The organism is Flavobacterium turcicum (genome assembly GCF_011365745.1).
GTDB classification, from domain to species: domain Bacteria; phylum Bacteroidota; class Bacteroidia; order Flavobacteriales; family Flavobacteriaceae; genus Flavobacterium; species Flavobacterium turcicum.
On sequence record NZ_JAAOBY010000001.1, the window covers coordinates 450766 to 462323 of the forward strand.

At 35.6% G+C, this 11558-nt stretch carries 13 protein-coding genes and 1 tRNA gene; 11 read left to right on the forward strand and 3 right to left on the reverse strand.

What is annotated here, in order from left to right:
* The first annotated feature begins 63 nt into the window (after window positions 1–63).
* Window positions 64–810, forward strand: coding sequence for a succinate dehydrogenase/fumarate reductase iron-sulfur subunit (locus G9Q29_RS01990; RefSeq protein WP_166132833.1), 747 nt, complete (start codon window positions 64–66; stop codon window positions 808–810).
* A 117-nt stretch (window positions 811–927) separates the two neighbouring features.
* Here G9Q29_RS01990 and G9Q29_RS01995 read toward each other — a convergent pair whose 3' ends face one another.
* Window positions 928–1491 (reverse strand): hypothetical protein, encoded by a 564-nt coding sequence (locus tag G9Q29_RS01995; protein ID WP_166132834.1) that lies wholly within the window; start codon window positions 1489–1491, stop codon window positions 928–930.
* A 73-nt stretch (window positions 1492–1564) separates the two neighbouring features.
* Here G9Q29_RS01995 and G9Q29_RS02000 point away from each other — a divergent pair, with 73 nt between their 5' ends.
* Window positions 1565–2329 carry an amidohydrolase gene (locus G9Q29_RS02000; protein WP_166132835.1) on the forward strand — a complete coding sequence of 255 codons (765 nt, stop codon included), beginning with the start codon at window positions 1565–1567 and terminating at the stop codon, window positions 2327–2329.
* Between the two features lie 7 nt (window positions 2330–2336).
* Here the strand turns inward: G9Q29_RS02000 and G9Q29_RS02005 are convergent, their stop codons facing one another.
* Window positions 2337–3989 (reverse strand): Ig-like domain-containing protein, encoded by a 1653-nt coding sequence (locus G9Q29_RS02005; RefSeq protein ID WP_166132836.1) that lies wholly within the window; start codon window positions 3987–3989, stop codon window positions 2337–2339.
* A gap of 202 nt (window positions 3990–4191) precedes the next feature.
* On the opposite strand from G9Q29_RS02005, the gene mce reads away from it, so the two are divergent.
* A complete protein-coding gene (gene mce / locus G9Q29_RS02010; protein ID WP_166132837.1) occupies window positions 4192–4593 on the forward strand; it encodes a methylmalonyl-CoA epimerase in 402 nt (133 codons plus the stop codon).
* A gap of 139 nt (window positions 4594–4732) precedes the next feature.
* Window positions 4733–4806, forward strand: a tRNA-Ile gene (locus tag G9Q29_RS02015).
* Window positions 4807–5180: 374 nt separating this feature from the next.
* On the opposite strand, the gene G9Q29_RS02020 is transcribed toward G9Q29_RS02015, so the two are convergent.
* Window positions 5181–5768: a riboflavin synthase gene (locus G9Q29_RS02020; RefSeq protein WP_166132838.1), complete on the reverse strand. Its 588-nt coding sequence runs from the start codon at window positions 5766–5768 to the stop codon at window positions 5181–5183.
* Window positions 5769–5826: 58 nt separating this feature from the next.
* Here G9Q29_RS02020 and pdxA point away from each other — a divergent pair, with 58 nt between their 5' ends.
* The 7 genes from pdxA (at window position 5827) to G9Q29_RS02055 (ending at window position 11399) form a co-directional block, all read left to right on the forward strand.
* Window positions 5827–6870: a 4-hydroxythreonine-4-phosphate dehydrogenase PdxA gene (gene pdxA, locus G9Q29_RS02025; protein WP_166132839.1), complete on the forward strand. Its 1044-nt coding sequence runs from the start codon at window positions 5827–5829 to the stop codon at window positions 6868–6870.
* 102 nt (window positions 6871–6972) lie between these two features.
* Window positions 6973–7515 carry a YceD family protein gene (locus G9Q29_RS02030; RefSeq protein WP_166132840.1) on the forward strand — a complete coding sequence of 181 codons (543 nt, stop codon included), beginning with the start codon at window positions 6973–6975 and terminating at the stop codon, window positions 7513–7515.
* A 9-nt stretch (window positions 7516–7524) separates the two neighbouring features.
* Window positions 7525–7719 (forward strand): 50S ribosomal protein L32, encoded by a 195-nt coding sequence (gene rpmF / locus G9Q29_RS02035; protein WP_133532440.1) that lies wholly within the window; start codon window positions 7525–7527, stop codon window positions 7717–7719.
* Between the two features lie 170 nt (window positions 7720–7889).
* Window positions 7890–8888: a beta-ketoacyl-ACP synthase III gene (locus G9Q29_RS02040; RefSeq protein WP_166132841.1), complete on the forward strand. Its 999-nt coding sequence runs from the start codon at window positions 7890–7892 to the stop codon at window positions 8886–8888.
* A 23-nt stretch (window positions 8889–8911) separates the two neighbouring features.
* Window positions 8912–9391 (forward strand): acetyl-CoA carboxylase biotin carboxyl carrier protein, encoded by a 480-nt coding sequence (accB, locus tag G9Q29_RS02045; RefSeq protein WP_166132842.1) that lies wholly within the window; start codon window positions 8912–8914, stop codon window positions 9389–9391.
* A 98-nt stretch (window positions 9392–9489) separates the two neighbouring features.
* Window positions 9490–10836 carry an acetyl-CoA carboxylase biotin carboxylase subunit gene (gene accC / locus G9Q29_RS02050; protein ID WP_166132843.1) on the forward strand — a complete coding sequence of 449 codons (1347 nt, stop codon included), beginning with the start codon at window positions 9490–9492 and terminating at the stop codon, window positions 10834–10836.
* Window positions 10837–11102: 266 nt separating this feature from the next.
* Window positions 11103–11399, forward strand: coding sequence for a hypothetical protein (locus G9Q29_RS02055; RefSeq protein ID WP_166132844.1), 297 nt, complete (start codon window positions 11103–11105; stop codon window positions 11397–11399).
* Window positions 11400–11558 lie beyond the last annotated feature (159 nt).

The following is an 11558-nucleotide window of genomic DNA, read 5'->3' on the forward strand; positions in this document are numbered from 1 at the left end:
GTCCTAGAGTTTAAAATGGTGTGAATTCCACTTTAGCTCTCTGACTTTCAAACGAAAGAAAATATGAAACTTACATTAAAAATATGGCGTCAAGCCAACGCCAAAGCAGAAGGTAAAATTGTTGAGTATCCGTTAGATGGTATCGAAGAGGACATGTCTTTCCTTGAAATGCTTGACGTATTAAACGAAGGTTTAATTAACAAAGGAGATTTGCCAGTATCTTTTGACCACGATTGTCGTGAAGGAATTTGTGGATCTTGCTCTTTGTATATCAACGGTGAAGCTCACGGGCCAGACAGACGTGTACCAACTTGTCAGTTGCACATGAGAATGTTTAAAGATGGTGATACTATTTTTATCGAGCCATTCAGAGCAAAAGCTTTCCCAGTTATTAAGGATTTAGTTGTTGACAGAAGTGCTTTTGATAGAATTCAACACGCAGGTGGTTTCGTGTCGGTAAATACTTCAGGAAAACCAACAGATGCAAATGCTACTTTGATTCCTAAACACGATGCCGATAGAGCTTTTGATGCTGCAACTTGTATTGGTTGTGGAGCTTGTGTTGCAAGTTGTAAAAACTCATCTGCAATGTTATTCGTGTCTGCTAAAGTATCTCAATATGCTTTGTTACCACAAGGAAAAGTTGAGGCTGCTGATCGTGTATTGAATATGGTAGCACAAATGGACGCAGAAGGTTTTGGTAACTGTACCAATACTGGTGCGTGTGAAGTAGAGTGTCCAAAAGGAATTTCTCTAGAGAACATTGCTCGTATGAACAGAGAATACTTATCTGCTAGTTTAAAAGGATAATAAGTCAGTCTTAAAAATCATATTCTTAAGACGAAACATTCATAATTATAAAAAACGCATTCAATTTCAAAGTTGAATGCGTTTTTTTTATGGAGTAAATGTCAGATTCAAAAGGGGTTAGTCTTTCCATCCCCATGGAGCAGCGGGTGTTGCTACTGTTTTTGTTAGATCAAATTTTACGGTAAACAATCTATCAGAGCCTATTCGTCTTAGGTTATAGGTAAATGAGGTTTCGTCAATAGTAATCCACCAAACATTTGTAGCGGCGTTCGGAATTAAATTGAATGTTTCTTGGTCTGCTGGAAAAAATTGAATTCCAGCACTCCCTGAATTTGGACTCGTACCGCCGTATTGTGTTACTTTATCTTCGGTTCCATCTTCGTGTCTGTGGTCGTGTTTCAATTTAATTCTGTCTTTATCGAATGTTAAAACCCATGTTCTTGATTTGTCATCACCAACAAAAAACGGAATTCTAATGGTTTTTTTGTCGCAGCTTCTAACATGCATTACTAGTTTTTTATCCCTAAAAGTATCATTCGATGCGCCTTCTTTAATTTCTCCTTCAAACGATTTTCCGCAATGTTTATGCAGATTTTCCCAAAATTGTTGAGCGCCCGTTTTTTCTTGTGCCTGAATGGCTAAGTGACTTAAAAGTACTAGGGTAAATAATATTTTTTTCATGTCTTAGTTTTTTGCTAAAGTAAGGAAGTTATTATAGGTTAGAATTATTATTTTTATAGAAAATTAGAAAGAAATGCAAGTAAGCTTTATTCAATCGCCCCTAGTTTGGGAGAACCCACAAGCCAATCGGAACTATTTTACAAGTACTATAGCGTCTGTGCCAGTAGACACTAATTTAATTGTACTGCCTGAAATGTTTACTTCTGGATTTACTATGAACCCGAAAGCCGTTGCCGAAAGTATGCAGGGAGAAACGATTCAATGGTTGCAACTTTTGGCGCAAAGCCGAAATTGTGCCATCACAGGAAGCTTGGTTATTGAAGATGGTGATCAATATTACAACCGTTTGGTCTTTGTTTATCCATCAGGTGCAATTCAATCGTATGATAAAAAGCATTTATTTACCCTGTCTGGAGAGCACGAGGTATATACGGCTGGTACCGAAAAAGTAGTTGTAGAGTACATGGGTTGGAGGATATGTCCTTTTATTTGCTATGATCTCAGATTTCCTGTTTTCTCCCGAAATAATGTCAATTATGATTTGCTGTTGTATGTGGCAAGTTGGCCTAAAACTAGAACCAATGCTTGGGATATTTTACTCCAAGCACGTGCTGTTGAAAACATGTGCTACGCTATTGGAGTAAACCGTATTGGCACAGATGCAAATGGTTATGAGTACATCGGGCACTCTCAAGCTATAGATTATCTTGGTAAGGCACTAGTTGCTGCGAATGAGGTTGAAGGTGTTTTTACAACGATTTTGGATAAAGATGCCTTATTGGAAACACGACAAAAACTCAACTTCTTGAACGACCAAGACGCTTTTTATTTGCTGTAAAGCAACTTTATTTCTTTTTCTTTATTTCTTTTTTTGGTTCGGGAACGTATGGTATACTTAAATCAAAGGTTTGATTAACGTCCCAATTCGTTCTAATTTCAATTATTTTTGATAGGTAGATTACCTCTTCCGCTTGTCGTTTTTCTATAAAGGATCCTGAATCCCATTCTTTATTTGCGTTTGTATCGTATATGGCGCGTAAAGAGTATTGTGCTGGTTCTAAAAGGTTGAAGTTAATAGTACTTGCCTCAGTTGTGTATTCTGCTGCTTGTACTTCTCCTTTTTCGTTTGTAAGTTCGATTAGTACCGGATATGATTTTGCATTTTGTAATTGTACAATAAGATTTCCGTAATCAGCCGCAGAACGAGTTGTTATTTTAAAACTTAAAGAGTCATTTTTTTGGTCAAAAAAATCAGTTACCGCATCCGGAAGCAAGGATATGGTGTAGTTTTCTTGCTCTTCTTTTTTGAAATCGAGAAATAGTTTTTGCTCAAATTCATCGTAATAACTTGTAAAGGGAACTGTTGTACGTGATTTGTTAATGATGCTAATTTTACTGTCGTTCACTTTGGTTAAAGGCGTGTTGCTTTCAAATCCAAAGCGTTCTCTGAATTTTAAATCGTTCGTTTGTAATGGTGACAGTCGTAGGGTGTCCTTCTTTTGATCTTTTATTTTAAAACTGAAATTGGCTTTATACGTGCCTTTGGTCACAGCTAGTTGCAAGGAATCTGCTTTTAATGGTTTGTACCAAATTTGTAGAGAATCTTTTTTAGGGAATTTAGTCACCAAGCTTTCAAGAGCTGTGCTATTGTTCCTTAAAGCAAGCATCGGTAAATCTTTTTTCGATTTAATCTTCCCTTCATGTCCCATTAACAAGCGGTTACCGGAGGCTTGGGTAGGTTTAAAACTTTTAAACGGAAGCGCTTCTTTGAATATTTCCAATTCATACAAGGTGTCGTTAGGCACAGTTACAAATTCCTTGATGAAGCCAATTTTGTCTGTTTTTGGATTGTATTTGTTATTGCTATTTGCATCCTTAACAGCGACCAAAAGGTATTTTCCAGCTTTTAAGTTTTCGAATTTAAAGCTTTTTAAACTGTCAAGAGTATTGGTTATGTAGCGTGGGGTTTCCTTATATACGATGGAGTCTGTATATTTTTCATTTACATCATAGAGCATTACTGATACAAATGATTCCACCTCCTTGTCAATGGCGCTTTTAATCACTCCGCTTAGTTGCAAGGAATCTATATCTGAGCCAGTAGAAAAAACGTATTTGAATTGATTCAACGGATTTCCTTCGTTATTGTCTGCTATACTTTGCCCAAAATTAAAACTATAAGTCGTATTGGGTTGTAGTGTGTCTTTAATTTTAATTGTGATCGTTTTGCTAGCGGTTGTGGGCAAAATTAGTGGATCGTTTTTCATTGGCGGAGACACAATCAACTGCTTCGAAAGATTTTTCAATTTGATATTCTCGTCAAATACTAATTTGATTTCATTTCCTTTGAAATTAGTTTTGAAATTTTCAGGAAAACTTACTTTCAGTACGGGAGCGATAGTGTCTTTTAGGCCACCAGTTATGGAGCCGCGTTTGGCGCATCCTACAATTATAAATAGTATTATTAGACTAATATATCTCCAATTTGTTTTAAACATGCTTGATCGAATTTTTAAAGTACAAAATAACAATTATAATTCTTGCAACCGAAATTTTTATACAAATATTGTGAGCTTATAGTTTACAATTGAGATTTGAAAAAATCACTAAAAAAATGGGTACACATTCCTTAAATTTGTCGCTAGTAGCACGATTCGTAGTGTTAAGTGTTTGTTTCATTCTAAGTAATAAAAAATAATCATGAGAAAAATTGAACATATAGGTATTGCAGTTAAGGATTTAGAAGTTTCTAACTTGGTTTTTGAAAAACTATTTGGGGCACCGGCCTACAAATTTGAAGAGGTGCTAAGTGAAGGTGTTACGACTTCATTCTTTCAAAGCGGACCCAATAAAATTGAACTTTTGGCTGCAACGCATCCGGATAGTCCCATTGCAAAATTTATAGAGAAAAAGGGAGAAGGTATTCATCACATTGCCTTTGATGTTGAAGATATTGTTGCTGAGATTGCTAGATTAAAAAATGAAGGTTTTGTGGTGTTGAATGAAACGCCTAAAAAGGGAGCTGACAATAAATTAGTGGCTTTTTTACATCCCAAAAGCAGCAACGGCGTCCTAATTGAATTGTGTCAAGAAATAAAATAATTAAAATGTAGGAGTACTAGCTTGCTAGTAGTCAACTAGTTTTAATTAGTAGTGCTGTTGTTATTGTTTATTATTAAAAACAAGCGCAAAAATATTTGGAGCAAATGAAAAATAATGGTAATATTGCAAACTCTTAACCGGTCCTATAGCTCAGCTGGTTAGAGCACCTGACTCATAATCAGGTGGTCCCTGGTTCGAGCCCAGGTGGGACCACATCCAAAAACCTCCAAATGTAATTTGGAGGTTTTTTTTTAAACCATTAGGAGCTATTATTCGTAAATGAAATGAAACGATTAAAAAAAGAGTATTAAAAACTCAATAGATTTTTTTTTATCGTAAAATTTGTTATTTTTGGGCACTATGGAAGGCAGAGTAAATAAATTTTATTTTTTAATTTTTCTAATAGGGAGCGTTAATATTGCTTTAGGGCAAGTTCCTCCTCCGCCGCCAGGCGAAGACGCTCCAATTTTGTCTGTTTCTCAGTATTTAGATTATGTAGCTTTAATTGCCGTGTTTTTTGGATTTTATATTTTACATCATTATAGAAAAAAACAAAACCCTTTAGACAACTAAAGGGTTTTGTTTTTTTAATGTGCTTGGTGTAATCGTGCAACATATTTGCCAATTACATCAAACTCTAGGTTTACTCTAGTGCCGATTTTAAAACTATTAAAATTGGTATGCTCATAGGTATACGGAATAATAGCAACGCTAAACTGATTTTTCTTCGAGTTCACCACAGTTAAACTTACTCCGTTTACCGTGATAGACCCTTTTTCTATAGTTAGATTGTTAAGTGTAGGGTCATATTCAAAGCTGTATTTCCAACTTCCATTCGTTTCTTCAGCCTCTATGCAAGTTCCTACTTGATCAACATGTCCTTGTACAAGATGACCATCTAATCGATCTCCTAATTTCATCGCGCGCTCTAGATTTATTTGATCACCTACATGCCACGAGGCTAAGTTGGTTTTCTGTAAAGTTTCATCAATTGCGGTAACTGTGAAACGATTGTCGTTTATGGCAACCACGGTCAAACAAACGCCATTATGAGCAACGCTTTGGTCGATTTTTAGTTCGTTCGTTATAGCGGCTTCAATAGTGATGTGTACGTTTGAGTTTTCTTTTTCTATTTCTTGGATGATTCCAAGTGTTTCTATGATTCCTGTAAACATTTCTTATTTTAATTTACTAAATTTGTCCTTCAAAATTAGCAATAAATAACGGTAAGTCATGGTGAAAAAAGCAGAAAATATATTGGTAGGAATTTCTATTGGAGATTTAAACGGTATTGGAAGCGAGGTGGTGTTAAAAACATTCGAAGATGCTCGTATGTTGGAGTTGTGCACGCCAATTATTTTTGCCAATGTAAAGCTATTATCATTTGTTAAAAAATCATTTCAATCAACTACTACTTTGCACGGTATTGATAAGTTAGACCAAGCAATTCCCGGAAAAATTAATGTGTTAAACGTTTGGAAGGAAGGGGTAGATGTTCGTTTGGGTCAGTCCGATGAGAAAGCAGGTGAATATGCCATAAAATCCTTCATAGCGGCTACCGAAGCTTTAAAAGAGGGTACTATTGATGTTTTGGTAACTGCGCCAATCAACAAATACAACATACAATCTGAAGCGTTTCAATTTCCGGGTCATACCGATTATTTGAACCAAGAGTTAGAAGGTAATGCGTTAATGTTAATGGTGCAAGATAATTTACGAGTGGGTTTGCTTACCGATCATATACCATTGAGTGAAGTTGCGGCACATTTGACAGAGGAACTGATTGTGAAAAAAATTGAAACTATCAAACAAACATTGATTCAGGATTTTAGTATCAATAAACCAAAAATAGCAGTTTTAGGTTTGAATCCGCATTGTGGAGATGGAGGAGTAATAGGAAATGAGGACGATGCTATTTTAAAACCTGCGCTACGCAAATTGTTTGACAAAGGGACATTGGTTTTTGGACCATTCCCAGCAGATGGATTTTTTGGAAGTAATCAATATGAAAAGTACGATGCGATCATTGCAACTTATCACGATCAAGGTCTAATTCCATTTAAAACCTTGTCATTTGGTAAAGGAGTTAATTTTACTGCAGGTTTACACAAAGTTAGAACTTCGCCTGATCACGGAACGGCTTATGATATTGCAGGTAAAGGTATTGCTGACTATAACTCTTTTAAGGAGGCTGTATATTTGGCTATCGATATTTTTCATTCTAGAAATCAGTATGCAGAAATTAGCGCAAAACCACTTAGAATAAAAGAAAAGTAGTTGTCAACAAAAAAAAGTGAATAACATTATTAGATTTGCAATAAATTTATATCTTTGCACTCCCGTACTGAAAGCTCAGTTAAGGCTCAAATTGCTGTTGAAATGAAGAACACAAAAGAATTTTTAATACCTTTTATAGGATTAAAGCTAGGGAAACATCATTTTGAATATCAAATCAGTAATGCGTTCTTTGAAATCTTTGATTATGATGAATATCAAAATTCAGATATCAAAGTAAATGTGGTTTTAGATAAGAAAAGCACGCTTTTAGAGTTGAATTTTAAACATAAAGGAACGGTAAATGTTCCTTGCGATTTGACAGGAGAAGACTTTGATTTACCTGTAAAAGGTAAAATGAAATTGATTGTTCGTTTTGGCGAAGAGTTCAACAACGACAACGAAGAATTATTGATTTTGCCACACGGAGAATTTGAGGTGAATATTGCACAATACATATATGAAATGATTGTACTGTCAGTTCCCTTTAAACGTGTGCATCCAGGAATAAAAGATGGAAGTTTAAATACCGAAGCCTTGACCAAGCTCAATGAGCTAAGCATAAACGAAGAAAAACAAGAATACAACGAAGAAGAAAATATTGACCCACGTTGGGACAAATTAAAGAAACTATTAACGGATAAATAATATAGTAAAATGGCACATCCAAAGAGAAAAATCTCGAAAACAAGAAGAGATAAGAGAAGAACACATTACAAAGCTACTGCAGCACAAATAGCTACTTGTCCTATTACAGGCGAGGCGCACTTATACCACAGAGCATACTGGCACGAAGGTAAAATGTACTACAGAGGGCAAGTTGTTATAGATAAATCTGTAGCTGTTGCTTAATACATTTTAGCAAATGATATTCGAACTCTCACATCGTGAGAGTTTTTTTGTTGGTTAAAATTTTCATTAATTATCAGGTTCTATATCAAGTAGATGGAAATTTTTTCGTAATTTTCAAGTCTTTTAAAAAAAATCAAATGGCAACATTTGGCCAGTAATAAATGCATAAAATGAATACAATCACAGCCGCAATAACCGCTGTTGGAGCCTATGTTCCTGACTTTGTTTTGAGTAACAAAGTTTTAGAAACAATGGTTGACACCAATGATGAATGGATTACTTCTCGAACTGGAATTAAGGAAAGAAGAATCTTAAAAGATGCTGATAAAGGAACCTCTTTTTTAGCTATAAAAGCAGCTCAAGATTTATTAGCCAAAGCTAATTTGGATCCTCTAGAAATTGACATGGTAATCATGGCAACAGCTACTCCGGATATGCCTGTGGCTTCTACAGGAGTATTTGTAGCAACTCAAATCGGCGCAACTAATGCTTTTGCCTATGACTTGCAAGCTGCATGTTCAAGCTTTTTGTACGGGATGTCAACAGCTGCAGCGTACATTCAGTCTGGAAGGTATAAAAAAGTACTTTTAATTGGGGCTGATAAAATGTCTTCAATCGTAGATTATACGGATAGAGCAACTTGTATTATTTTTGGTGATGGTGCAGGAGCAGTTTTATTCGAACCTAATCATGATGGACTTGGATTACAAGACGAGTACCTGCGAAGTGATGGAGTAGGAAGAGATTTCTTAAAAATCGATGCAGGTGGATCAATCACTCCAACTTCTCTTGAAACGGTAAGAGACAACAAGCACAGTATTTTTCAAGACGGTAAAACAGTTTTCAAGTATGCAGTTACTAATATGGCTGATGCTAGTGAATTAATTTTACAAAGAAATAATTTGACTAATCAGGATGTATCTTGGTTAGTGCCACATCAAGCCAACAAACGTATCATTGATGCAACGGCTAATAGAATGAATCTGGAAGAGTCTAAAGTATTAATGAATATTGAAAAGTACGGTAACACAACTTCTGCCACTTTGCCATTAGTGTTGCATGATTTTGAACATTTACTTAAAAAAGGAGATAATATAATATTTGCCGCTTTTGGTGGTGGATTCACTTGGGGATCTATTTATCTAAAATGGGCTTACGACAAAAAATAAATTTAAACTAAAAACAAATAATCATGGATTTAAAAGAAATTCAAAATCTAATCAAATTTGTAGCAAATTCTGGTGTTGCAGAAGTTAAATTAGAAATGGATGATGTAAAAATCACTATTAGAACTACTTTAGAAGGAAATGTAACTGAAACTACTTATGTTCAGCAAATGCCTGCACAAGCTGCACTTCCACAAGCAGTAGCTCCAGCTCCAGCAGCTCCGGTTGCTGTACCAGTTGAAGCTCCAGCGGCTGAAAATGCAAACTATGTGACAATTAAGTCGCCAATTATTGGAACTTTCTACAGAAAACCATCTCCAGATAAACCAATGTTTGTTGAAGTTGGAAAATCAATTGCTAAAGGTGACGTATTGTGCGTAATTGAAGCAATGAAATTATTTAACGAAATCGAGTCTGAGATTTCTGGTAAAATTGTAAAAGTATTGGTAGACGATATGTCACCAGTAGAATTTGATCAACCATTATTCTTAGTAGATCCGTCATAAGAAATTATAAATTATAAATTATAAATTTTGAATGATGAGTTATCGTTATTTGAAATAATTTAAAATTTAAAATTCAACATTTAAAATCTCAAAAAAAGATGTTTAAAAAAATATTAATTGCAAATAGAGGCGAAATTGCATTACGTGTTATCAGAACATGTAAAGAAATGGGAATTAAAACAGTTGCTGTTTACTCTACTGCTGATGCGGAAAGTCTTCACGTAAAATTTGCTGACGAAGCAGTTTGCATCGGACCAGCGCCAAGCAACTTGTCCTATTTGAAGATGTCTAATATTATCGCTGCTGCAGAAATTACGAATGCTGATGCGATTCATCCAGGATACGGTTTCTTGTCTGAAAATGCTAAATTTTCCAAAATTTGCCAGGAGCACGGTATTAAATTTATTGGAGCTTCTCCTGAAATGATTGACAGAATGGGTGATAAAGCTTCGGCAAAAGCAACCATGATTGAAGCAGGAGTTCCTTGCGTACCAGGTTCGGTAGGTATTTTGGAGTCATACGAACAAGCGTTAGGCTTAGCGAGAGAATTCGGATTTCCAGTAATGCTAAAAGCTACTGCTGGAGGTGGGGGAAAAGGAATGCGTGCCGTTTGGAAAGAAGAAGATTTATTGAAAGCATGGGAAAGTGCTCGTCAAGAATCAGCTGCTGCGTTTGGAAATGACGGAATGTATCTTGAAAAATTAATCGAGGAGCCACGTCATATCGAAATTCAAGTAGTAGGTGATGCTTACGGTAAAGCTTGTCACCTTTCTGAAAGAGATTGTTCTGTTCAAAGACGTCACCAAAAATTAACCGAAGAAACTCCTTCGCCATTCATGACTGACGAATTGCGTACAAAAATGGGAGAGGCAGCTGTAAAAGCAGCCGAGTTCATTAAGTACGAAGGTGCTGGAACGGTTGAATTCTTGGTAGATAAGCACCGTAATTTCTACTTCATGGAAATGAATACACGTATTCAAGTGGAGCACCCAATTACAGAGCAAGTTATCGATTACGATTTAATTAGAGAGCAAATTTTAGTTGCAGCTGGTGTGCCGATTTCTGGTAAAAACTACTTGCCTCAATTACACGCTATCGAGTGCCGTATCAATGCTGAGGATCCGTACAATGATTTCCGTCCTTCACCAGGAAAAATTACTACATTACACATGCCAGGAGGTCACGGTGTACGTTTAGATACACACGTGTATTCAGGATATACAATTCCGCCAAATTACGATTCGATGATTGCTAAGTTAATTACAACTGCGCAAACTCGTGAAGAGGCTATCAGTAAAATGAGAAGAGCTTTAGATGAATTCGTGATTGAGGGAATTAAAACAACAATTCCGTTCCACAGACAATTGATGGATGAGCCAGCATACATTGCGGGTGATTATACCACAGCGTTTATGGACACATTCAAAATGAATGCTCCAGAATAATTTTAAAGATAATTATATTCTAAACCTTGCAGCAATGCAAGGTTTTTTTTTGCTTTTACTTTGCAAAAATCATTCTAATTTGTGTAAATTTTACTCAGCATTCTACAGGTTTTACCCATATGTTTATTTGGTTAGTAGTTCGGTATTTGTTTTAAATGGCTTAAAATGTGTAATTTACGGAGATGATAGGTTGCTTTTTAGTTTTGGTATAATTTTTCCATTATACTAAACATCAAACGTTATTCACTAACTTAAATATAACTATTATGAAAAAGTACATTTTATCAGCAGCAATTGTTTTAGGTAGTTTTGCAACTCAAGCAGCAAACACAGTAGAAGTAAACCCAACTAGTAAAGTAGTTGTTTTACAAGAAGAGTACACTGAGGTGAAATTAGAAGAAGTACCAACTGCCGTAAAAGAAGCATTGAAAAAGGCATATCCAGATGCAGTTTTAGACAAAGCCTTTGTTAATGCTAACAAAGAATATAAATTAGAAATCACCGTGGGTGACAAAAGAGGAAATTTATTTGCGGATGCAAATGGCAAATGGATTCAAAAATAAGATCATATTGATCACAATGAAATGATAATGTCAGAGACCAGAAAGCTACTGTTCGCACGGATGCTCATGGCGACTAGATAGATACATAATTGGGTGGTTTTTTTATTTTTAAAAAGGGAGATTGTGTTTACATAATCTCTCTTTTTTTTTGTGGATGGA